This is a genomic window from Streptomyces sp. TSRI0107 (assembly GCF_001905845.1).
Lineage (GTDB): Bacteria > Actinomycetota > Actinomycetes > Streptomycetales > Streptomycetaceae > Streptomyces.
This window is the reverse complement of the sequence record NZ_LIVZ01000022.1, coordinates 1-23792: the sequence shown is the minus strand read 5'-3', so window position 1 is coordinate 23792 and position 23792 is coordinate 1. Positions and strand designations below refer to the sequence as shown.

Sequence of the window (23792 nt, the reverse complement as noted above, 5' to 3'; positions counted from 1 at the left end):
CATCTGCCCTGCCGCAGTGCGTCGTCGGCTCGGTAAATAGGGCAGAGGTCTGCACTGACAGGGCAGGGGTCTGCACCGTCGGATTGACGGGTGACGATCTTGCCGCCCGATCCGGATCTCGACGCGCTGCGGTTGGAGCTCGCGCGTCTGCGGGCCGTGCGCCGATGGAGCTATGACGAGCTTGCCTCCCGCAGCGGGCTGGCGCGGCGCACCGTCATCGAGATCGAGCAGGGCCGGACCATCGGCACGCTGAGGACCTGGCACGCTCTCGCCCACGCCCTGGACACCCCGCTTGACGAGCTGTTCAGCGCACTGTGCCGCGGTCACGACCTGCCTGGGCCGAACGGGAAGTAGCGCCTGCCCGAGCGGACAGGGCAGACCACCCGAATCAGCGAGGCCGGACAGAACACGCACTCGATAACCCGCACACATGGCGCATGCGATGGGGCCGACCGGGTGATCCCGTGAGGTGGGTGCACGGTATCCGGTGTGTCGGCTGGCAGGTTCGCCCGCATGCGCACATCACCTCCTACGACCCGGCGCTGGGACGGCAGCCTGGCTGTCGCCCCCCGCGCGCGCCGCTGCCTGCAGGTCTCGCCGGACGGTGGCAGCCGGTTGCTGCGCTGCGGCCAGAGCGGCCGGTGCCGTGACTGCGGCAACCGGATCGAGTGGTACCACCGCAGCGACCAGCGGCCCGTCCCCTTGCACCCGCGTGAACTGCCCGCCGCCCCGGTGCCTGCCGGGTGCCGCTGGCATGTCAGCTGCGGCATCGCCCACCCGGCCGGAGACGACAGCAGATGGTGCCGTCTTGCCCATGCCGTCCTGTGTCCTGCCCGAGACTCCCCTTGCCCGTCTCCTGTGCTGGAGCAGCTGCGCCGCGAGCTCGCCGTGAACTCCCGCCGACTGATCGACACCGGCGCCTTCACCCCTCCCCCAGCGGAGCCCGCGGCGGCCTTGCAGCAGGTCCGGTGCCGTCCGGCCAGGCCCATCGTGCAGCTTCTGTATGTCCGCTACCTCGCCGCCCGGCCGGTCGATGAGATCCAGTGTGTCGCACAGACCCGGCGCCGCGAGCGCTGCACCAGCCCGCTGCTCACCCCAAACGCCCCGGCCGGCACCTGGAGACTGCTGCCGGCCGTCGCACAAGGCGGCCAGCTCGCGCTGCCCGCCGACGTCATGGCCGTCTACGACCTCACACGCCTGCCCTACAGCGAACAGCTGCGCTGGCGCGCTCAGCGCTGCACGCGGCACGCAGCCACTCCCACGGCCGCCGATCTGGCAGTGGCCGACTGGGAGCCCTTCGATCCGCTTCGCCATCACGAGCACGTCCATCCCCGCCTGCCCGGACACATCCGACGGCCCGGTTCCGCGAGCGGCACGCGACAGGCTGCCCGGCCGTGACAGCGCACCCCGTGACCGGGGTCGGCCCTTGCCCGGCCTCCCGGCCTTCAGAGGGGGCCGAAGCAGCCATAAATCCCCCGGGCAGCGTTCCCAGCGGCCCGGTCCTCACCCCGCCCCCGCCCTGCCTTCTTCTCTTCATTCTTGCGGAGCATGCGTTGCACACGCCCACCGACGAACAGGCCCACGCCGTAGAGTCCTTCCGCTCCGGTCACCATCTGGTCCTGCAGGCCGGAGCCGGGACCGGCAAGACCAGCACGCTTGGCCTGCTCGCCGCCAGCACCCTCAGCCGCGGACGCTACCTCGCCTTCAACAAGGACATCGCCCGGGACGCTGCCGCCCGCTTCCCCCGCACCGTGGTGTGCAAGACCGCCCACGCCACGGCCTACGCCGCGCTCGGCCACCGCTACCAAAGCCGCCTCAACAGCCCCCGCCAACCCGCCTGGAAGACCTGCCAGGCACTCGGCATCACCCGGCCAGCGCGCATCGGCGAGCATGAGATCAGCCCCCGCACGCTCTCCCACACCGTGCTGCGCACCGTGACCCGCTACTGCTACTCCTCCGACCGCGCCCTGGCCGACCACCACGTCCCTCGCCTGCGCCGACTGGACACACCCGACGAGCACGCCCACCTGGCAGACCTCGTCATGCCGTTCGCAACCAAGGCATGGGCCGACCTGCAGCACCCCGACCGTGGAGTGGTCCGTTTCGAGCACGACCACTACCTGAAGATGTGGGCCCTGACCGAACCGAAGATCGAAACGGACTTCCTCTTCCTGGACGAGGCCCAGGACACCAACCCCGTCCTGGAGGAGGTCTTCGCAGCCCAGCGCAACCACGCCCAGCTCGTCATGGTCGGTGACTCCGCCCAGGCCATCTACGGCTGGCGCGGCGCCCGGGACGTCATGACCGGCTTCGACGCCGTACCCCTCGCACTGACCCGCTCCTTTCGTTTCGGCCCAACCCTCGCCGACGAGGCCAACCGGTGGCTGGCCCTCGCACAGGCCCCCATCCGCCTGACCGGCACCCACACCATTGCCACCGAGGTCGGCCACCTCAGCCGCCCCGACGCAGTGCTGTGCCGCACCAACATCGGCGCCATGACCGAGGTCATGAACCTGCTCACCGCCGGTCGCCAAGTCGCGCTCACCCGGGGAAGGCAGCAACTGGCAGCGCTGGCGCTGGCCGCCCGCGACCTCAAGGACGGCCGCCGCACCTGTCATCCCGAACTCGTGCTCTTCGCCTCCTGGGGCGAACTGCAGGACTACGCCGCCCACGACCCCGCCGGCCGCGACGTCCAGCCCTTCGTGGACCTCGTCGACACCCACGGCCACGACGCCATCCTCACCGCTGTCGACCAGCTCACCGACGAAGACCACGCCGACGTGACCGTCTGCACCGCCCACACCGCCAAAGGCCGCGAATGGCCAACCGTCAAGATCGCCGACGACTTCCCCCCGCCCAAAGACAGCGACCAGCGCGACCACCAAGGACGCCTCATCCCCGAGCAGATCGGTGACACCGACGCCCGCCTCGCCTACGTCGCCGTCACCCGCGCCCGCCACCACCTCGACCTCGGCGGCCTGTCCTGGATCAACAACCACCCCCCGTCCTGAACGAAATATCCTGACGGGCATCCTCCGTGCCCTCGGCGGAGGCGTGTTACTGGGCGTCTGCTGCCCTTGAGTGGCAGCAGCGGTCAGCCCGGGGCCAGGTCTGGGTGAGCTCCGTCGGTGCGCCCAGGGATTGGGGTGGTGTCGGCACCATCCGCCGTCTTCTGCTCAAGTTGGGTGCGAGGAGGGTCTGTCTCCGCGCGGCAGCGCTGGGGCGGGGAGCGGCGCTCAACGGGTGCCGGTGGGATCATGTGCCCACAGTGCCGCTGCGATGCGGCGCAGGAAAGCAGACGGCTCCGCAGGTGATGCTTCGCCGTGGGGGATGACGAGCTCGGGGACGATGATCGCTGTCTGCGCGGCACGTTCAGGGTGCTGGCCCAGCAGGGGCGAGAGGATGTCGACCAGTTCCAGCGTGGTGTAGGCGCTGGAGGGAAGCACGAGGGCGTCGATGTCGGAGGGTGCGGGGTCGGTGGCGCGCTGGCAGCGGATGACCGGCTGGTTGTGCGGGTAGGGCACGGCTTTCTCGCGGGGAATGAGGATCTCGGCGTCGAGCATCTGGACGGCGAGTTGGCAGGCGAAGGCTTCGGCCTGCTTGTGGTCTTTCAGGACAGCCACCACGCGGCGCAGTCGGTGCTGCTCGATGAGTTGTGCTGCTCCTATGGCCTGTGCGCGCCAGGCGGGGAATCCGGGCAGGTCGGGTACTTGGATCCGCATCAGCTGGTAGGGACTGAGTAGTCTTTTGTCCAGGAGTTGTTCGCGGTCGACGATGGAGTGGTGGGTGCCGAAGATCGGCTGGTCGGGCATGTCCACGGCCCAGTTCATCTCGGTTCGGCTGTCGCCAGGGCGGCTGGGCGGTTCGCCGGGGATGCGGGGTGTGGCCGTCAGGTAGAGGCGGTTGTAGGCGAGGATGCCGTCGTCGTAGTGGATCACGGCGTGCGGATGGTCCGAACTGGTGATCCCTTCGTAGGTACGGTGGGCTTCCTCGACGACGAGGTGGTCCCAGGGCGGCAGATGGTGGTCTCGGTGGCTTTCGGCGATGAGCCCGGCATCGCTGAAGCGGGCCAGGACAAGGGCTCCCGGCGGCTGCTGTGCCATCCAGTCGGCCAGTTGGCCTGCGGTGGTCAGCTTGTCGCCCGCCTTGCCACTGTGGGTGGGACGGGTGTTGATGCCCGCGAGCGGTCCCTGGCTGACCATGCGCCAGGTCTTGGCCACGTGGTGGAGGTAGGTCTGGTCCGGCCCGAGTACCAGGCAGGCGCGGCCCGCGACTTCGTGGACAGCGGTCGCTGCTGTCATGGTCTTGCCTCCCCCGGACGGCATGCTGAGCAGCATGCGGCGGCCGCCGTTGAGGATGACGTCGGGCAGCATGGGAGGTGACGGTTCGCGGCCCGTGATCCAGAACTCCTGGCTGGGTTCATGCGGGTTGGCGGCGCCCTGCGTCGTCGGCTGCGGCTGCTGGGCAGGGGGGTGCTCGCCGGTGGTGTCCGTGGCGGTTGCGGGAGGTGTGGCTAGGGTTCTGTCGTACCGGAGGCCGGGGACCCATTCCATGGCCAGGGCTTCTACTGAGGCGGTCTCTTCACAGCTGAGGAGTCCTGCGCCAGCGAGTGTGCGCAGGTCGCTGATCCACTGGCCCAGTGGGAAGCGCGGGTTGGTGTCGTCGAGGTAATCGGCGGGTACGCGCAGGTGTTGGTGGGTGCGGTAGAAGCGCCGGGCGGCGCGCAAGCCGCGGGCGTGGAAGGCGGCCTGGCTGCCGAGGGGGCGGCGCAGAGCGAGGGCGAGGGGGTCGTCCTGCAGAGGCAGTGCGGCCAGTTGCGTCTGCTGGCCCTTGGCGAGAGCGGGGAAGGCGTCGAACTGTTCGTCCAGCCAGCGGGTGAGGGTGTCGGCGTCGGTCGGCAGTGGGCCCGCCCAGAGGGCCAGGGGCTTGCCGTGGGTGCGGGCGCGGGTGCACATGCGCTGCCACTCCTCGGGCCAGGCGGGGTTCCACCAGGGGTCAATGTCCTTCAGGGCGCGCTGGTAGGGGGCGGGCAGGGTGCCGTCGCCTGCCTGGCGGCGCTGCTCGGCCAGCCACTCGCCCAGAGGGCGGCCCTGGTAGATCTGTGTCGGTTCGGGCAGCAGGTGGCCGTGCTCGCGGGCGTAGGCCTGCGCGACGCCCAGGAAGGTCTCCGTGCTGTCCTTGGGGTGTGCCCAGGGCATGTTGTAGGAGGCCAGCGCGGCGACGCGGACTGGGGAGAGGTTGCCGGCGGCCTTGAGGGCGCGCTGGTAGCCGAGCCAGCAGCCAAGGTGGAAGCCGTCCTCGGTGATGTGGTTGCTGGGGACGCTCAGGTGGCCGTGAGCGTCGAAGAAGTCTTGGGCACAGGCCATCCCGGTCTCCCAGACGTCGGGCTCGGGTTCCATGATCCGCAGCATCAGGTGCGGGGCAATCTCGGGGGCACGTGCAGGCCGGATGGCGAAAGCGGGGGCGGGCAACTGCAAGCGGGTGCCGCTTACTGGCAGGCGACGGAAGTAGTGCTCGTCGTACGCCTTAAGAGCGATCATGACTTGGTGCAGCAGGTGGTACGGGGTGCCGAACGTGGCGTCCTCAGCTCGCTGCCCGGGCCCGAAAAGCACCGGGATGACCAGTGTGGAGATCTTGTTCATGCCGGGGCCGATGCGCAGCGCGCGGCCGATCGCCTGGACGATGTCGATGGTGCTTTGTTTGGGGTCGGCGAAGAGCACGGAGTCGGCCAGCGGGAAGTCGACGCCTTCGACGCACAGGCGGACATTGCACAGCACGCTCAGCTCCGCCAGCCGGCCGTTGCGTGTCTGTTGCGGGGGCTGGGCGAATCGTGCCAGGCGCTCTCGCCGTGCGGTGCGGCTGTTACGGGAGTGGACGCTGGCGACCCACAGATTGTCTGCGTGGCCGCCGGGGACGGCGGCGGCGGTTTCGGGCAGCGTTTCGGCGAAGGCTTCGCTTTGGACGATGCTGCGGCTGAAGACGACCGCGCGGCGGATGTCGTGTTCTTCGCGTGCTTTGAGCAGGGCCAGTTGGGCTGCTGCCACGCGCATGGCGTCGGCCTGGGGGGTGCGGTGGGCGCCGTCGCGCTGGCGCCCGGCCAGGAAAGCGTGCAGGTGCGGGTCGTGGATTTCGGGGGCGGCGATGCGGTAGTCGGCGAGCCGTCCCTCGTGGATGGCCTCGGCCAGCGAGTAGCGGTAGGCGACGTGGCCGTAGAGGCCGGTGTCGTCCATGGAGGCGATCGGCTCGGTGGTGATGCCGCGGTTGACGTCCCAGATGCGGGGCGTGGCGGTGAGGTAGAGGCGATGGCGGGCGGGGATGGCCTCGTTGTCGTGGATGACAGCCCACGGTTTGGCGCGGGAGCCGGCGGTGCGGTGCGCTTCGTCGACGACTGCGATGTCCCATCGGGGCAGCAGGTGGCGCCGGTGGGCCTCGACGAGTTTAGGCAGTGAGGCGTAGGTGGCGAAGATGCTGACGGGCCCGTCGGCGGCGCGTACGGCGGCGGCCAGGTGGGCGGGATCGCTGGTCATGGTGAGCACGCCGCTCAGCAAGGGTTCGCTGGTCTGCTTGTCGGAGCACACACCGAAGTAGTGGCCGGGCCGGCCGGAGGTGTGCCAGACGCGGGCGGTCTGGTTGAGCAGGTCCAGGGTCGGCATCACGGTCAGGCTGCGGCTGTCGGGGGCGACTTCGTGGGCGATGTGGACGGCGAGGTGGGTCTTTCCCGTGCCGCACGGCATGATGACCTGCACCCGCGCGCGGCCCATGGCGAAGTCGTTGAGAACACAGTCCGCCGCGGCGCGCTGGCGCCTCCACAGCTCGCTGGGCAGGCGTTGGGCGGGCAGATCGTGCAGCACAGACGGCTCCCCCGGACCAGGCTGGTGACGGCTTCAAGGGGCAGGATGCGAGCCAACTTCGCGGTACTGGACGGTCAATGGACCCCGCTCACTCCTGGGAGTGAATCGTCCGGGCGTGCAGGAGTGCCCCCGTGGTAGAGAGCTGCTCACAGGCCTCGGCGGCTTCCTCGCCGGGACGGCCGCGCGGCATCGCCGGACGGACGGCCGGGCGGGCGGGCGGGCGACGAGACCGGACGCGGTCGGTGCGGTGGGAGCACGCGGTGCCGTGACCGGGCGGCTGCCGGGCCCAGCGTTAGGGGGCGGGACGTTGGGGAGTGCGGTGCGGGCGGGGAGCCTGGCGCAGCGGCCGGTTCGTTTTGTGGCCGATGAGTCGAACTGCTCGTTCTTGTGGCGGGTGGCCGGGGCGCAGGGGGTGGACGTCGGTTTCCTGCTCGCCGAGCTGGGTGAGGGGCCGGCTCGGCAGCAGGCCCTGCGGCCGCATCTGGCGGAGGTGTTCTTCAGCCGTGCGGCGGCGGACCGGCTCGCGCAGATGCTCGGCGTGCCGTCCCCGCGGCTGCGGTGGGCCCTGCCGCACCTGCGGGAATCCCACCTTCTGCCGGGCGATCAGGCGCGGTGGGAGTGGCCGTGGCAACCGCTGCCCCACTGTCTGGTGCCGGCCTGCGGACTGTGCGCGGCGGCCCGGGGCGCAACCGGGGGTGAGGTGTGGCTGGTGTGGCCGCAGCGGTGGAGGATCTGCGAGCGGCACGACCGGTTCACGCACGTGCGGCAGGCCGGGGCGGGAGGAGTCGATCTGGCGCGGCTGCCGGAAGCCGTGGATGCGCACCGCAGACGGGGCCGGCTCGAGCGGCGGTTCGGGCCGGCCGGGGCGGTTGTGGTCGCGGACGCTTTCGCCGTGACCGGATGGTGGTGGCGCCGCACCCCGCTTACTCGTTGCTGGGTGGAACGGGCGGGCCGGGCCGGGCTGCAGCCCGGGGACATCGAGACGGCATGGCTGCTGGTGTATCCGGAGGCGCTGGAAGTGGCCCGGGCGCTGCTGCGCTACGAGCAGCAGCGCGCTGCCCTGCCCGGCGGGCCCTGGGCTGCGGCCGAGTCCCGGCTGGTGGCCGAGGTGTCCCGGCTGGCGGATGCGCTCGCACTGCCGGCGGGCCGGTGGCAGGTCCCGGTGACGGAGTGGCTCGCTCGGCACCGGCAGTGTGCGCCGGTGCCGGGGGGCGACGCGGGCGGCAGCGCCCGCCGGCGTCCGGTGACGGCGCTGGTCCACCGCGACGACGAGCGCGAGGCCTCGCTGGAGAGCTGCTGCTGCCTGCCCTGGGACTGGAGCGATCCCTTCGCCGCCGTCTGAACCCCCGCCCGATGCACCCGAGATCCGTACACGCGTGCGCACCGTTCCCTCGTTCGGAGGGTCAGGGCGGTTGCGGCTGCGCCGCTGTGTGGGTGGCCCGGATGCTGGAGCGGGGGCGCGTGCGGCACGGCCCGCCGCTGAGACCGAGGGGGACGGACGTGGCAGTGGCAGGGGGCCCGGTCCGTGCATGCGAGATCGCCGTCTGCTACCTCGACCGGTTCGGGCGGCAGCGCGAGCGCCCGGTGACCGAGGTCGGCGAGGTGCCGTTCGAGGAACTGGCGCCGCTGGAGCGGCCCGTGCCCTACCCGGGGCGGCAGTCGTTCGTCACCAACGCGTGGGCCTCGGCCACCGGACAGTTACTGGCCTGCGGTTCGCTGCGGCAGCAAAGGTGCAGCATGCTCCTGGACCGCGACCCGGCGGTCGGGCTGCGCAGCGCGGGGCCCATGGAGCTGCGCTGGAGCCGTCAGGGGCGCCGTCACCGTCTGCGGCCGGCGTTCGTCGCCCTGCGGGCGGGGCGGCGCGAGGTGATCTGCGTGCAGCCGGAGGAACTGACCGGCCGGTGGCACTGCGAGCAGGAGGTGCTGGCGGTGGCTGCGGCAGCAGCAAGCTGGCAGGTCCGGGTGATGGAGCCTCCCGCCGGGGTGGAACTGGACAACCTCCAGCTCCTGTATGCCGCCCGCAGCCCGCGGTGGCTCACGGCCGGGCAGGACAGGTTGCTGGCGCGCCAGTTCACCTCGCCGCGGACCATCCGCTCAGGGGTGCGTGCCGCCGCCCTGCCCCCGTACGCGGGGGTGGATCTGGCCTACCACCTGATCTGGGCGCAGCGGCTGCACACCGACATGAGTGTCCCCCTCACCCCGTCGTCGACGGCGTGGCTCCGGCCGGGGGAGGTCACGTGATGGCGCGGCAGGCCGCCGGCGCCGTGGCGCCCGCCGCCGCTGACACCCTTGCGCTGGGGGACATCATCCGCTTCCGCGGCGGCCTCTGGGTGGTCACCGCCTTTCACGGGCCGCGTCTCTTCCTCGACGCCGCAGAACCAGCGGAGCCGGCACAGCCTGCAGAGCCAGCCGAACCGGTAGAGCCGGCGGAGCCCCTGATCATCCTGCAGGCAGCCGTGACCTCGGCCCGCGACTTCGCCGTGCTGAACCGGGCGGCGCCGCGCAGTGCGCTGCCCGCCCGCCTCGGCGAGTTCCGTGCGCTGCCGGGCGACGTGCGCAAGGCCGCCCTCTTGTGGGAGCGGCACGTCAAGGAAGTGCTGCACCAGCAGGCCCCGAACGTGGCCGCCACCGCCCCGCCCAAGCCGGCCTTCGACCCCAGGCTCCGTACCCTGCGTCAGCGGTACCAGGCCAAGGCCGACCAGCTCACCCAGGCCGGAATGCCGGTGTCCGCGGCCACTGTCGAACGAAAATGCGCGGCCTGGCGCAAGGACGGCCTCATGGGCCTGGTCGACAAACGGCACCTGCGCACCGCGGCCCCGCACGGGCGCGTCGATCCGCGCGTGGTCGGCATCGTGTGGGAGATCCTGGACGACGAGCGCGACAAAGGCGTCTCGCCGGGAACCCTCTCCCGGCTGATCAGCCGGGTGCAGCAGACGGTCCGGGCCCGCTACGCGCATCTGCTGGCCGACCCCAAGACCGCCCGCGGACTGGTGCTCAGCACCGCGACGTACTACCGGCTGCTGGAGCGCCTCGGGATCACCGCGCACAACGCGCACGAGGCAGCGGCCCGCCACGCGGCCGGACCTGCCACCTCCGCAGAACGGCCCGGCAGCGCCCGGCGGGCGACCTGGGCCCGCTGGCCCGGGGAACTGGTGCAGATCGACACCACCGGACTGGACGTCCTCGTCCTCGGCGACGACGCACGGGTCATCTCCGTGGAGCTCACCATCGCCATCGACGTGGCCACCCGCAGCATCGTCGGCTCCCTGATCGTGCCCAAACGGACCGGCCGCAACGGCGGGAGCGGACGGTGGCTCGCCGGGCGAGCCACTCGTTCCTTCGACACCATGCAGGTCGTTGCCCAGACCACGGCTCCGCTGCCCGCGCGGCCGGGCTGGGCGCCGGAAACCTTCGCGGAAGGCTCCGACCTGCCCTTTGAGGACCTCCTGGCAGCCGACCCCCGATTCGCCGGCGCCGCCGCCCGGCCCGTCATCAAGCCGGAAACCCTCGTCGTCGACCACGGCTCGCCGTTCATCTCGGCGGATTTCGCCCGCGCCTGCCACTCGCTGGGCATCGAGGTTCGCGAGGCACGCCTGCGCACCGCCCCCGACAAGGCCATCGTCGAGCGCGCCATGCGCGCGGTGAAGACCGGCTTCAGCCAGCACCTCGCCTCCTACACCCACCACCGCCTGGACCTGCGCGGCAAACGCGTGCGCAAACAGCCGCTGTGGACCATCAGCGAGCTGCAGGAACTGTTCGAGCAGTGGGTGGTCCTGCACTGGCAGCAAACCCCCCACGCAGCGCTCCGCTCCCCCTTCACCCCCGGCCTGCGCCTCACCCCCAACCAGATGTACGCCGCGCTGGTGTCCCTGCGCGGCTACCGCTCCACTGCCCTGACCGAGCAGGAGAACCGCAAACTCCTGCCGGCCGTGTGGGTGCGGGTCAGCCGCAAGGGCTTCCAGATCAACAACCGCACCTACAACCTCGGCCAGGGCAAGCTGGACCCCTTCCGCGGGTCTTCCGGAATCACAGCCCAGCAGGGCCGCTGGGAAGTCCACTACTCCCCCGATCACCCCGAGGTCGCCTGGCTGTTCAACCACCGGGCCGAACCGGGCACCAACCCGTGGATCGAGGTGCCCTTCATCCACCGCCGGCTGCTGCGCGACCGCTGGACCGAGGAGAGCTGGGCCGAGGCCCTGCACATCCACCTCGCGGCAGGCGGCAGCCGCCGCGACGAGGCCGCCATCACCCGAGCCACCGCCCAACTGCTGCGCGACGCCGCTGCCGGCCCCCAGGCCACAGCCCCAGCAAGCAAGCCGACTCCCCGCGTCACTGTGGCGCCCCGCCCGGTTTTGCCGGCGCCGGCCCAGCCCTACGACAACGACATGCCGCCGCTGGACCCGGACTCCGTCCGCCCGTTCCGCTCCCTCGACCGCCCGGCGGGGGATCTCTTCGACACACCCGAGCGCGCGCGGGGTGCGGGTCAGAGCCTTGAGGCTTTCCTGGCCTCCCTGCCCGGCCTGCACCCGTCCGGCCGCGCCCCCGGGTCCGGGGGCGACACCGACGGCAGGCCGCATCCACAGGACACCTGCCGGGCCGACAGCGGCTCCGCCTCTCCCCCGCCCGGCGGCCTGCCCGGCGAGGAACCGGACCGTGCACGGCAAGGAGACGGCCAGTGAGAACCTCCGTACGCGGCCCTCGAAGCACCCCGCCTCCCGCCCCGGCACCAGTCCTGGCACCGGGGCCACCGACCACCCTGGACGGCTGGCGCGCCCGCGTGCGCCAGCAGCCCTCCCCTCCCCCGGTCCCGCAGGCCGACGACCCTATCCCCGACGAGGACGATCCCCGGGTGCGCTACCACGCCCATCTCGGCCTCGTCGAAACCACCGACATCGCCACAGGGCTGAAAACCGCACGGCGGCTGCTGCGTCTCAACGGCGAACGCCGCCACCCCTGCCAGCACATCGCCATCGACAGCGACTGCCGCGGCACCGGCAAACGCACCCTGCTGCACCACATCGGGCTGGCCCACCAGGGACGCCGAGAGAAGCTTCACGGCATCGACGACGACCGCATCCCGGTGGTCTGTGTCAACGCCCCTCCCGAACAGGGCACCCCCGCCGACTGGTCCGCGGCCCTGGCAGTGTTCATCGGCTGGGACCTGTACCGGCCCGACACCGAACAACGGCCCGTCCAGCGCATGAAGGACTTCACCGGCCCCGCCGTGCACATCCTGCGCCGTGCCCGCATCGAGGTCTGCCTGGTCGACGGCATCGACCGGCTCAGGTCCGAGGACCTGCAGCCCACGTTCGACTTCTTCGACTACCTCGCCGACGAACTGGATTTGACCGTCTTCTGGAGCGGCATCGGCTCCAGCGACATCCTCCGCGAAGCCCGCGCCGCCCGCTTCCCCGCCCTGCGCCCGCCCACCGAGGCGACCGCTCCCATCCGGCAGCGCTCGGTCCCCACCCTCTGGGTCAACCGGCTGCCGCCCCGCTGCAAGGAACACCCCGACGAATGGGTCAGCACCCTGGCCACCCTCGACGGCCGGCTGAGCCTGCGGCACCACAAACCCGGCAGCCTCCTGGAACACGAAAAGGAGCTCTACCGCGTCACCGACGGCCTCATGGAACACCTCACCCCGCTCATCGGCATGGCCGCCCAAATCGCCATCCTCGACGGCACCGAAGCCCTCACCCGCGACGTCCTGCACGACGCCGCCCGCTACCTCGACCTGCCCACGACAGGTCAGGACGACCAGACGTGGTGATCACGTCGTATGCGCTGCTCGGCGAGCGGTGGCCCGGGTTCATCGGAGTGACATCGACAGCACCGTGCGCATGAGTTGCTCGCCACGTGTGGTGATGGCCTCGAAGTCACTTCTGCTCATGGCCGCAAAGTTGGTCGGGTAGGAAGCGACCGCGCTGCGGGGAACGAGGTCGGCGGGCGCGGGAAGTCGTTCGTCCTTCATGCCGAGGTAGGCCAGGGCGAAGCCGTCTATTCGCCCGCTGGCCGCCCATTCGTGCAGACGGGACCGGGCGGAATCCTGCGCCTTGCGGTGAACGGTGACGAAGGAGCGGCTGAGACGGCCGAACATGAAGTGCGGTGCCTTGAGGGCAAGTTCTCCCTGTCCTGCGTCGCAGGAGATGATGAATGGCACGTCGTAGACGTGCTGCGTGTGGTGCGGTGAGCGGCCGGGTTCGAGTACGGACAGGCCGAGGTTGTCGTAGACGCCGCCGTCGGTGAGCAGCACGGTGTGCTCCTCGTGGTGTCCGTCGCGGTGCTGGAAGGTGAAGGTGCGTTCCAGAGCCGGGAGGAGGGCGGGGTAGGCGGCGGAGGCAGCCACGGCGGTGGCGATGTGGATCGGTTCGGTGATGGTGCCATAGCGGGAGCAGCCGCTGCGGGCGCTGCCGAAGCGGACGGCGTTGGTGGTGGCCAGGTCAGTGGCGGTGAGGACGACGTCGAGGCCGGGATGGGTGACGTCGGCCATGGTCTTGGTGCCGAAGGCCTTGTCCGTGAGGAGGCCGGCCAGGGCGTCGGTGCGGTTGGCGGGTCGGGCGACGCTGACGTCGGTGCCGCGGGTGATGAGCTGGCGGGCGCCTGCGCGGGCGGCCCCGGTGAGGTTGCGGGTAACTGCGGAGGGCTTGAACGCCCGGCGTGCGATGTCCATTTGCATGCCGGAGCGCAGGAGATCGGTGGTGCGGGCATCGAAGTCGTTGAAATCTGGCGGGCCGTAGGCCCACAGGGCGGCAAGGAGGGAGCCGCCGGAGATGCCGGAGACGACACGGATGCGATCGAGGAGGTCGCGGTCGTGCAGGGCGCGCAGGCAGCCGAGGTGGAAGGCGGCTGCGCGGGATCCTCCGCCGGACAGGGCGAGGCCGAGGGTGCGGGTCATCGGTGGGCGTCGTCCGTTCGGCGCGGGGTGGGCAGGAGGCCTTCGGCGGTGATGGGGCAGGTCGCGTAGCCGCCGGGCCACCAGATCGCGGAGGCAGGGTGTGCAGGTGATAGTGCGGCCGGTGTGGTGGTGGCTGTGGTGGTGCGGGTGGCGAGGCGGGCGTAGAGGTCGGGCGCGTCTGCGGTGGTGAGCCACGTGTGCCAGACGGGCTGGGGCCCTCCGGCGATCAGGACGAGGGCGCGGGCGGGGGCGTCGTCGAGGGGCAGGGTGAGTTGTTCCATGGCCGTGCGGTCGGTGGCACTGGGCAGGGCTGCGGAGTGGGGATGGGTGTGCCACAGGCCGAGGAAGCGGCTGGTGTTGCCGGTCGCTTGTCGGCGGGCGGCGAGGTGGCGGGTCACGCCGTCCAGGCCGTGCTGGAAGTAGGTGTCGGTCAGCAGGGAGTCCGGGGGCGGTCCGGTGGCCTCGTCGACGTAGATGATGCCGGTGGAGTCGTCGATGGCGCCCAGGAGCATGCCGCCGGTTTCGACGCGGGGTCCGCGGACGCGGGCGCCGCGTCGGGCTTCGGTGCGCATCTCGGCGAGGGCGGCGGGGGCGATGCGGACGTCGTAGCCGGTGGCGTCGTCGGTGATGGTCGTGTCGTTGGGCCAGGTCAGCCAGCGCGGTCCGGCGGGCTGGGTGTCGGTGGGGCCGCCTGGTGCGCGGACGGCTAGGGCGGCCATGGTGTACCGGCGTTTGGGGGTGTTCAGGGCATGGAGAATGCCGGTCATGAGCTGTCCGCTTAGGGCGGCGACATCGGCGGCCGAGCCGGTGAAGGTGGCGTCCGAGCAGCCGGGTTCGGGCTGGAAGAGCTCGGTGCGGGGTTCGGTGGGGAAGAAGTCCTCGGCCAGGTCTGCGAGGGCACCGGTGGGGTCGGTGCGGGCAGCCAGGGTGGTGCGGCGCAGCACGTCGGTACCGCCGCCGGTGGCGCCTCGAAGTGAGAGCGCGGCGATGCCGCGGGTGGCCTGGTGGCCGATCATCACGGTGGCGAGGTGGGGCCAGGGTGCGGGGTCGGTGCGGCGGGCGCGTTCGAGGTAGGCCCGCACGACGCGGTTGGCGGTGCAGTCCAGGATCAGGTCGAAGGAGTGCACGTCGAGGTCGGGAAGGGCGCGGGTGATGTCGGCCGTGACGGGTTCGACGCGGGTGGTGTGCGGGGCGATCTGGTTGAGGCGGGCGGCGAGGACGTCGGCCTTGGGGTGGCCGGTGTCGGCATCGGTGTAAGGCTGGCGGGCCTGGATGCCGGGATGGACGTTCGCGGAGTCGACGAGGGTGATGTGGGTGGCACCGGCACGGGCGCAGATGTCAGCGGTGGGGGCGCCGAGAGCGCCGGCGCCCAGGACGAGGATGCGTTTGCCGTACAGCCAGGCCGCCGGGGTGTGGTGGTCGCGGCGGACGGTGACTTCGGGGCGGGCCTCGTCGAGGCGGAGCCACTCGGTGGTCAGGGTGTCGAGCCACTCTTCGCCGATCTGCATGAGTTCGTCGCCGAGTTCGGGCAGTCCACGGTCGGTGTAGGCAGTGATGGCGTGGCGGGTGAGCTGGTCGGCGAAGTGGGGCAGGTTCCATGCCACCAGGTGGGTGCGTCGTGCGGTGTGGCCCGTGGTACCCCTGGAGGGGGTGCCGAGCAGGAGGTGGACCGGGGTGGGCGGATGCGGTTCGCCGTCTGCTGGGCTCTGGCCGGCCGGGGTGTGCAGGAGGCGGTTGTGGACGGCGGTCAGGCCGATCAGGCCGAGGAGCATGCGTGCGGTGATGTGGCCGGGGGCCAGGGCTTTGATGAGCGCCCGGGCGGTGGCCGGGTATTCGAAGGTCAGATGCTCGGCGGTGATCACGGCCGGGGCGAGGAGGACTTCGGCGTCGTCAGGGAGCCGGGCCGCGGCACGGGCCTCGGCGGGGGTGGCGGGCCACGGCCCGTCGAAGCGCAGCCAGCCGGTCACGTCGCTTCGGCTGGCTGAGACGCGGTGCAGGATTGCCGCGCCCAGCCACGGCCCGTCGCCCTCGGCAACGGGCGCGTTGCGGCGGACGACGAGCAGGCCGTCTGCGTAGTCGCCCACGGCGTGCGGTGGATGCAGCGGCTCGCCGGGCGCGTCCAGTTCACCTGCAGCGGCGGCCCGGAACCAGTCCAGTAGGCGGGTGATGAACCCGTACATGCCGTCGGCGGGGTCCCATTCTGTGGCCGTGGAGCGGTACAGGCACGGGTAGCGGGCCCAGACGACATGCGGGGCCCCGGCGAAGCGGCGGTGCCGGGTGTACACCCACGGGACTTCGAAGGGGAAATCGCGCGGGATGTACAGCGTGACGGGCTCCTCGCTGCGCAGCCGCAGCCCGTTCTCGGCGCGGGGCAGGCCGGCGCAGCCCACGCTGATGCGGGCCTCGACGCAGCCCGCAGGGGCGTGGGCGGGTGCCGTGTCGACATGGGTGAGGAAGACGCCTCCGTGCCTCGATCCGGCAATCTGACGGAGCTGGTCAAGGGCGAGGTGCTGGCCGGCCGTGACGGCCGTGGAGACGGGGTCGCTCACGCGTCACCGAAGCCGAGGGAAGTAGCGGGGGCTGCTTTGTCTCCGCGAGCCTGCTCGACGGCGCTGCGGGCGGCTTCGGCTCCGCGCGGCGAGGGTAGAGCGGCCGTGCCGGTGAAGGATGCGGCCGGGAAGCGGGCAGTGCCCAGCCCGGCCAGGATCCTGCGGCCACCGCCGGCGGCCTTCATCACTAGAGACTTGCTCTCCAGCTCGCTGACGTCGACGAGTTCGAAGCCCAGGAAGGGCTCCAGAGCGAACACCACCGGCCGCGGCTCGTCCTTGGTGGGGTACTCCCCCGTGCACAACACTGGCAGTGCGGTGACCTTCTCGTAGGCGTCCCGGGCCAGCAGATGGGGCGGATTGTGCCCCTTCTCGTCCTGGTCCCGGAACGGCCGCGAGCTTGCGATCACCCGCGCGTCCGCACTGGCGTAGGTTTCGAACTGGTCGAGGATGTCCTGCTTCAGCTCCTCCTCACCGTCGTCGCCCTTGGCGTACATGACTTTCTTGGAGCAGTGGTGCGGGGAGAGCAGCACGTCCCACTCCACCCGGTCGGTGTTGCCGAAGTACTCGCTGTTGTCGAAGATCTTCTTGATCGTGGGGTAGGCGAGGTCACCCAGGAGCAGCAGCCGGCCCGTCGTGCCGTCGCCGGTGTGCATGCGGATCTGTAGGGCGAGGGAGGTCTCGTTGCGCTCGCCGGCGCAGTCTCCCTTGAACGGGGCGTGTACGAACGCCTCGAACGTCTCCGACAGGTCAGTGCCGTCGATCGTGGTGATCGTCTGTCCGGGGAAGGTGAAGTACTTGTCGGGCAGTTGGCTGTAGGAGTGCTGGTCGCGGTCGTCGTCGTAGCCGATGATGCGCACACGGTTGCCGCTTGCGGGCTCCTCGCCGTTCTCGAGGGCCTCGAGGGTGGCTGCGACACGGCGCTCGACCTCGTCCTGGAAGAGGCGGGCGTCGTTGCACATGGTCTGGTCCTCGGAGATCTCCCGCCACAGCCGCGGGGTGGCCCATATCTCCCCGATCAGGATGTCGCTGTCCAGCAGGTCGCCGAAGCCGCAGCAGTGGTCGGAGTCGGCGTGGGTGAGGGCGAATACGGCCAGGTAGGGGGTCTCGCCGCCGAACCGGTCGGGGCACGGGAGGGTCTCTGCCAGACGGTCGATGACCGCGGCGACCACCGCGTTCTCCTCGTCGGCGGCCTTCATGTCGCGCAGATCGACCTGCAGGACCAGCTCACCGCCGAGGACGATGGTGGTGGAGTCGCCCGTGCCGACCGGCCAGAACACCACCCCCTGCTCGGGAAGTTCCGTCTCGACCATGTCCTGCCTCTTCACGTGATGAAAATCAACTAGCGGGAAAACCCCATAAGTTCAGCCACTCCCAGATCTATCACGCCCCACTGACAACGCACTCTCACCCGGCGTTTCACCAGCCGGGGGGCGCGATGCCGTGGCACGACGGAGCGCCCTCGGCCGCCTTGTGCAGGTAGCCGGGCCCCTGCATCGGACCGGCCCGCCGCGAGGGTCCGTCCGGCCCGAGCGGTGGCGCCCGACCAGCGCGCCGGGGCAGCGGACCGGCACCGGGCGCCTGCCGCCGAGGGGCCCGGCGCCTGCTCTCCCTCGGCCGACCGTCGCCCCGGCGGGCCCGTGCTCGACGTGTGGCCGGCCGGTACCCTGACGGCGTGCAGGACAGCAAGTCGCCCCGGGACACCGGGACCAGCTCGGACACCGCCTCAGAGCCATCCGCCCCGCTCGATACGGACCAGTTGCGACGCATCACTTCCCTGCATCGAGGGTTCACCTACCAGAACCTGTACGCCGTGGGCTGCTTGCTGCGGCTTCGGGACGCCTGTGGGCGCACGCTCCTGGTGGAGAAGGACGAGGACGTGGAGGTAACCCTTCCCGGCCGGCACCTGTATCTGCAGGTCAAGACCCGGCAGGGCACCCTGACGTGGGGCGCCGTCAAGGGGTCGGTCGAACGGTTCGCGGCTCTGCGCGCCGAGCACACGGCAGGTCGGCGCACCGGCACGCCCAAGCTGATCGTGGTCACGAACACCGTCCCGGGCCCCGAACTGCTGCAGATGACTCGGCAGCCGGACTGGCCGGCAGACGTGTCTTTGCTATGGCCCGGCCATCCGCATCCGGACGAGATGTGGCTGCCGCCAGCAGCTGCGGATCTCGATGGCCTCCTGCGCTGGTGCACCGAGCAGGCCGCGCAGGTCCCGTTCGGATCCCTGCACCCGCAGACGCTGGTGTGGAAGCTGGCCGCGCGCATGCAGTACGCGTCCACCGGAGCCCACGGACAGCTCTTCCACGCCAGTGAACTGGCTGACCTGTACGAACAGTTCGTCGAGGAACTGCAGGCCTTCCCCGAGGCGCCCGAGGTCTACCGGCCGCACGGCGACGAGCCGGAACTGACCGGCGAGCAGCGTGTGCGGCTGGTCACAGGGTTCTCCGGGTCCGGCAAGACCACCTGGGCGGCGCACGCCGCCGCCCGCTGCCCGTTCCCGGTCACCTACTTCGATGCCGCCCAGTTGCCACCCGCGGCGGTTCCCGGGGCGCTGGCCCGGGAGATCGCCGCCCGCCACCTCAGCGGGTCCGACGCCGCCGGCCTACCGAACGGGGCCGGCATCGACGTACTGAGGGCAGTGCACAGCCGTCTCGCCCGCGACGACAGGGTCATCGCGGTGGTCGTCGACAACATGCACCACCTTCCGTCCGAGGACGTACACCTGCTAGTCCGCGCCCTGCCGACGGCCAGGATCACGCTGCTGGGCCAACCCCTGCCGCAGCTGATTCCCCTCGCCGTACAGCTCGGAATCACCGCCGAGTCGCTGCCGGGGTGGACCACGGACACCATCGCGACGGCATTCGCCGCCGAAGAGTGCGCCCTGGACTACCCCACCGCGCAGCGCGTTCTCGCCATGACGGCCGGCCTGCCCCTGTACGTGCTCAATTCCGCCCTGTTGACCCGTACCGTCCACTCAGGAGATACGGCCGCGTTCTGCGACGCCGTTCAGGCGCAGACCCACCTCACCCCCACCGCCCAGGAACTCATCCTCGATCAGACCTTCGAGCAGCTCTCGGAACACGCGCGGACTGTCGCCGCCCTCCTGGCGATCGCCGAGGTCCCCTTGAGCGGCGGCGAACTCCAGCAGCTCGCTACGGCTGCAGGCATCACACGTCCCACCGTCACCGCCCGGGCCGTGCGTGAACTCGCCGGCCGCGGTCTGACACAGTCCTTCACCCACGGGCACACTGCCCTCCACGACGCCTTGCGTCCCCTGGCCGCCCAGGCAGCCGAAGACCTCCCCGCGCAGACCGCCCAGAACATCGCGCACACCCTCAGCCGCCTACTCGAAGGCCACCGAGGCATTGCCCGCCTGGCCCGGTGGATGCGCCTGCTCGCCGAAACCGGACAGACCGACGTACTTCTCGAACTCACCAATCTCGAAAGCTTCTACGAGGGCGGATACCCCCGCGAGCTCCGTGCAGTGATGGCGGATCTGGCGGACGACGCCGACCGCGACACCATCAGCCGTCTGGAAGCACACAATGCGCTGGCCACCTGGGCCTACGTAGAGGCCGACTGGGACACCTGCGCACGGCATGTGCACGCCATGGAAGACCTCGTCGCGACCGGTGACACGATCGGCCCCCGGGAACGAGTCCTGCTGGCTACCCGGCAACTCCTCCTGTATGGGCTGGCCGAGGACGTCGACGCCCTACACGCCGCCTTCGAGACCGCGCTGGCCTCGATCCCGGCCCCCTCATCCTACGAGCGAGCCCTGCGCTACTCCTACGCGCAAGGCCTCTACTTCGCCGGCAAGTACCAGGCCGCAGGGGGCGCCGCGGCCGAACTCGCCGACGACTATCGCAGCCACCTCCACCTCGAGAACGCCCACCTCTTCGGCGACACGACCGCCCTGCGCCAAGCATTCGAGTCCAGCGAGAGTCCCGACGACTACAAGCGCCTCGCCGACTGCTACGCCCTGTTCGTGAAATCGTGCCGCAAACTCGGTATCGGCTACGGTCTCGCGGCGTTCCCCGCCATGAAGCTGTACCTGTTCACCGCCGCCTGGCGCTCTGCCGTCGACCTGGGCCAGGACGCTGTCGAGACCCTGATGCAAGTCGGCGAGACCCGCGCAGCCCTGGACCTCCTCGACCGTCAGCTCATCCCGGTGGCCAACGACTACAACCTGCCGGAGGACATGGTCGGACTGCGCTCCCAGCGCGCCGTTGTACTGGCCTACCTTGGAGACATCGCCGCCGCCCGCGCCGAACTCGACGCCCTTGACCACTACGAGGTCACCCCCGACCAGGCATACGACATCCAGCACCAACGGCGCGTGGTGGAAAGACTCGCCGTCCACCCGCCGACGCCTGGATCGTGACACCCCCCTCCCCCCACTCCGCCGCACATCACATCTGCTGGGCCACAGGTCAAGGCCGGAGCGCTGCCGCAGCGCCGATGAGACCTCACACACGGCCGCGCGCCAGCCGACGCCGGCGGGGGTTCCTTGAGGTGACCACGACTGCCGGGGCGGCAGCCTGCAGCAACAGTTCGAACAGGCCGGGCAACAGCTGCTGTTCGTCCTCGGCATGCACCTGATCCGCCGCCGCACCCGGGTGCGGCCTCGGTAAGGGGGCGTCCGGGCGTGTCGGTCAACAGGGCGCTGGTCTCGGCGTGTGGCGGCCGGTGGTCCGGACGCGCATCGGCCCGGACACACAGGTGTGCCCGGGCTGATGCGGCAGGGCGTGCGTCAACAGGCCCTGCAGATGTCCTGACGCAGCGGATTGCGACCCGTGAGCTCAGGAGCGGCTGCCCGCTCCGGGGAGCTGGCGCCGATGGGTCGCATCATGGCCGTGGTCTTCTCAATTGGGCAAGCGGAGCTGGAACGCTCGTGACCACGGACATCACAGAGTGTGGCCTGGTGGCATCCAGATGGTGGCCTCTGATGCTGGTCAGGCCGTATGCGAACGAGTGGCTGCCCCCGGGGGCCCGCGAATGAGTGTCACCGAGTGACGACGGTTGCTGGAACACCGCCGACCTCACGGGGGGCATTACGGACATTCTGCCGAGGCAGTGTGTGGCGGCGCCGTGGCATGCTGAGGCCCTCGCCGGGCCGCGTCGAGCAGCGTCAACTGCTAGCGACATCCGGCGGATTGCGACCCGTGTCTATGGCCATCAGCCGCCCGCTTCGCGTGGGGGCGGGCCGGCCCAGTTCCAGGAGTGCTGTCATGCCCCAGGCTTTCCCCCCTTCCCCGCCCAAGCGTTCCTCCCGTCCCGGCTCGGCTCCCGTCCTGGGCGTCGTCGCCTTTCCCGTCATCGGCGGGGCTCTGGCCGCGAGCGGTCATTCTGTCGGTGATGTACTGGCCCTCGTCGGCGGCTGTGGCGCGATCGGGGCCGCTTGTCTCAGGTTCGCAGATGGCCGCCTCGTCGGCGCGCTCACCGCAGCCATTGCCCGCGCGACGCAGGAGCCGCGGTCGTGACCCCCCGCGCGCCCCGGCGGGAGAGGCTCGCCCTCGCCGGTTTTCTCCGGGAGCTGTACTGGGGCGGTGGTCGTCCGACTCTGACTGAACTCGCCTCGCGGACCGGCTTGTCGATCTCCACTCTCCAGCGCACCACCCGTGTCACGGGATCTGTGCCGCCCGAAGGCAACGTGATCGCGTACGTCCGCGCCCTAGCCTCGAGCGACACCCGGGCGGCCACGAGGGCTGTCCTGAAGGCGGTGGAGCTCTGGCGCCGGGCCCGGATCGAGGAACGCGGTCTCCTGCGCCAGCTCAACGCGCCCGCGCCTGCATACGTCCGCAACGAGGCAGACCTCCTCGCCGCACTCGCCGCCGCCTACGAGCGTGCCGGTGCCCCGCCGCTGCGGACCCTCCAACGACGTGCCGGTACCGCTGGAAACGACGTAGCCCTCCTCCCGCTCGCCAATGCTTCTCGCATCGTCAACCGGCAGCGGCTGCCCACCAACCAGCAGCAGTACGAGGCGTTCCTGACCGGCTGCGGCATCGACGAACGCGCTCTCAGCCCCTGGCGCAACGCCTGGCACCGCATCCACACCCCCACGGCCGAACAGACCCTGGAAGCAGGCGTCACCCCTGTCGCTTCAACACGCCGCGTCCTCCTCGGGACCGGTCCACGAAGTTCCCGTCCAGCAGTCCTGGGATCCTTGTGGACCTACGACGACATCGCATTGCACTTCGGGCTTCGATCAGACATTGTGAGGGTCTACCGCAAGTTCGGGCTGCTCCCTCCTCCCGACCGCGTCGAGGGTGGCATGCCGTACTGGGACTCCAACAGCGCCGTGCATTTTATCTTCCGAAGGCCCCGAACATGCGCAGCAGAGGAAGCAGGCCTGAGAAGAAGCCGTCTGTGAAGGACTCGGCCGCTGCGGTGGCGGTCGTCACCGTGCCGGAACGCATGCGGCCCCGGTGGGCGCGGTAAGCGCCCGGGTGCTGATCGACAGTTGCAGGGAGACCATGCAGTCCCTCTTCGGCAGGCCGGCGGACGGGTGTGGTGCGGACGTGTCCGACGCTGCCACAGCGAGATCGTCCCACCGCACCCCAGCGGGAGCGCGGGGGCGTTGACCACCGCGCCCGCCCCGCTCCGCGTCAGCCGTTCTCGGCCAGAAGGGGACGGCACTGCGACCGGTCGGCGGGACCGGCTTGAGAGGCCCGGCGGCCACACCGCCGACGACTGTGCAAGAAGAGGTCCTTGATCTGGCGGCCGACCTCGCAGCGGTACGCCGGCGCCGCCCGCATGACCGCGTCGCAGCTGCGGGCGGGCCTTCGGGCCAGCACGGGGCCCGTAGTGGGGTGGGGCGGTGCGGTGGCCGGTCTCCCAGCCTGAGGCACAGCAGCGCTTGTTCGTGCCGCACACGCGTCTTTCGGCGCCACAGGCGGAGATTTCAGTGGTGTCCTGCGAAGTGTGCGGATTGAGCAACTTGTATCGGTCAGTCATGGCCGCGGCGACATCGTGTCGGGCGGTATAGCCGTTGGCGTCGACAGTCACCACCCATGTGAGACCGGTTTCGGGCAGGCGGTGCTCGGTGAGGAATGCGGTGACGGCGTCGCGGAAGGCGACATCGCGGTCGACCGGGTGTTGTCGAGGTCCAGCAACAGCAACGAAATGATCGGCAGTAGATTACGGCCGGTGATCTCGGAGCAGGGTTTCCCGTCCAGGATCGACATCGTCGGCGAGGCAGATCAGGGTGGCCTGCGGGCAGCAGGCGTACGAGCCCGAGCCGCGTGGCCGCAAGACGCCCCCTTGAGGTGCACGGCCGGCTGATCACCGGGCCAGCCCGCCCCCGGTCGAAGGCACGCAGACATCCCTTGCCACTACCAGAATTCTCAATACATCTGCGGGATTCTCATCAAGCCTGCGGTATCGCAGTTCAAGGTCCCGTTCCACACGCAGAAAGCACACCGAAGTCTCTCTCAACGATCTGCAGCCTCACAGGTCAGAGCATTCCCCCTACCGCAACAAGAATGAGAACGCACA

Annotated in this window: 14 protein-coding genes; 10 read left to right on the top strand and 4 right to left on the bottom strand. The window is 70.5% G+C overall.

Features of this window, described 5'->3' with window-relative positions; genetic code table 11:
- Positions 1–90 precede the first annotated feature (90 nt).
- The 3 genes from AMK31_RS37765 to AMK31_RS37755 all read left to right on the top strand — a co-directional run bounded on the left by AMK31_RS37765 (position 91) and on the right by AMK31_RS37755 (position 3011).
- A complete protein-coding gene (locus AMK31_RS37765; protein WP_073945280.1) occupies positions 91–354 on the top strand; it encodes a helix-turn-helix transcriptional regulator in 264 nt (87 codons plus the stop codon).
- 159 nt (positions 355–513) lie between these two features.
- Positions 514–1398, top strand: a complete 885-nt coding sequence (locus tag AMK31_RS37760) for a DUF6083 domain-containing protein (RefSeq protein WP_079187109.1) — start codon at positions 514–516, stop codon at positions 1396–1398.
- A gap of 155 nt (positions 1399–1553) precedes the next feature.
- The gene (locus AMK31_RS37755) at positions 1554–3011 is read left to right on the top strand and encodes a UvrD-helicase domain-containing protein (protein WP_073945279.1); all 1458 of its coding nucleotides are present in this window, start codon (positions 1554–1556) and stop codon (positions 3009–3011) included.
- Positions 3012–3236: 225 nt separating this feature from the next.
- Here AMK31_RS37755 and AMK31_RS37750 read toward each other — a convergent pair whose 3' ends face one another.
- A complete protein-coding gene (locus AMK31_RS37750; protein WP_073945278.1) occupies positions 3237–6851 on the bottom strand; it encodes a DEAD/DEAH box helicase in 3615 nt (1204 codons plus the stop codon).
- A 358-nt stretch (positions 6852–7209) separates the two neighbouring features.
- On the opposite strand from AMK31_RS37750, the gene AMK31_RS37745 reads away from it, so the two are divergent.
- The 4 genes from AMK31_RS37745 to AMK31_RS37730 all read left to right on the top strand — a co-directional run bounded on the left by AMK31_RS37745 (position 7210) and on the right by AMK31_RS37730 (position 12621).
- Positions 7210–8193 (top strand): TniQ family protein, encoded by a 984-nt coding sequence (locus AMK31_RS37745; RefSeq protein ID WP_073945277.1) that lies wholly within the window; start codon positions 7210–7212, stop codon positions 8191–8193.
- A gap of 158 nt (positions 8194–8351) precedes the next feature.
- Positions 8352–9092 carry a hypothetical protein gene (locus tag AMK31_RS40270; protein WP_143204308.1) on the top strand — a complete coding sequence of 247 codons (741 nt, stop codon included), beginning with the start codon at positions 8352–8354 and terminating at the stop codon, positions 9090–9092.
- A 215-nt stretch (positions 9093–9307) separates the two neighbouring features.
- Positions 9308–11530 (top strand): DDE-type integrase/transposase/recombinase, encoded by a 2223-nt coding sequence (locus tag AMK31_RS37735; protein ID WP_107468845.1) that lies wholly within the window; start codon positions 9308–9310, stop codon positions 11528–11530.
- Positions 11527–12621, top strand: a complete 1095-nt coding sequence (locus AMK31_RS37730) for a hypothetical protein (RefSeq protein ID WP_143204307.1) — start codon at positions 11527–11529, stop codon at positions 12619–12621. Before AMK31_RS37735 ends, AMK31_RS37730 begins: the two co-directional genes overlap by 4 nt.
- 39 nt (positions 12622–12660) lie before the next feature.
- Here the strand turns inward: AMK31_RS37730 and AMK31_RS37725 are convergent, their stop codons facing one another.
- The 3 genes from AMK31_RS37725 to AMK31_RS37715 are packed head-to-tail and all read right to left on the bottom strand — an operon-like array spanning position 12661 to position 17620.
- Positions 12661–13746: a patatin-like phospholipase family protein gene (locus tag AMK31_RS37725; RefSeq protein WP_073945274.1), complete on the bottom strand. Its 1086-nt coding sequence runs from the start codon at positions 13744–13746 to the stop codon at positions 12661–12663.
- Positions 13743–16295 carry a ThiF family adenylyltransferase gene (locus tag AMK31_RS37720; protein WP_073945273.1) on the bottom strand — a complete coding sequence of 851 codons (2553 nt, stop codon included), beginning with the start codon at positions 16293–16295 and terminating at the stop codon, positions 13743–13745. Before AMK31_RS37720 ends, AMK31_RS37725 begins: the two co-directional genes overlap by 4 nt.
- Positions 16292–17620, bottom strand: coding sequence for a hypothetical protein (locus AMK31_RS37715; protein ID WP_241842863.1), 1329 nt, complete (start codon positions 17618–17620; stop codon positions 16292–16294). The genes AMK31_RS37720 and AMK31_RS37715 overlap by 4 nt, the downstream gene beginning before the upstream one ends.
- A gap of 347 nt (positions 17621–17967) precedes the next feature.
- Between AMK31_RS37715 and AMK31_RS37710 the strand changes: the two genes are divergently transcribed.
- The 3 genes from AMK31_RS37710 to AMK31_RS40820 all read left to right on the top strand — a co-directional run bounded on the left by AMK31_RS37710 (position 17968) and on the right by AMK31_RS40820 (position 23579).
- Positions 17968–20679 (top strand): ATP-binding protein, encoded by a 2712-nt coding sequence (locus AMK31_RS37710; protein ID WP_143204306.1) that lies wholly within the window; start codon positions 17968–17970, stop codon positions 20677–20679.
- A 1095-nt stretch (positions 20680–21774) separates the two neighbouring features.
- Positions 21775–22668 carry a hypothetical protein gene (locus tag AMK31_RS42350; RefSeq protein WP_338013071.1) on the top strand — a complete coding sequence of 298 codons (894 nt, stop codon included), beginning with the start codon at positions 21775–21777 and terminating at the stop codon, positions 22666–22668.
- A gap of 551 nt (positions 22669–23219) precedes the next feature.
- Positions 23220–23579: a hypothetical protein gene (locus AMK31_RS40820; RefSeq protein ID WP_158074576.1), complete on the top strand. Its 360-nt coding sequence runs from the start codon at positions 23220–23222 to the stop codon at positions 23577–23579.
- The last annotated feature ends 213 nt before the right edge of the window (positions 23580–23792 follow it).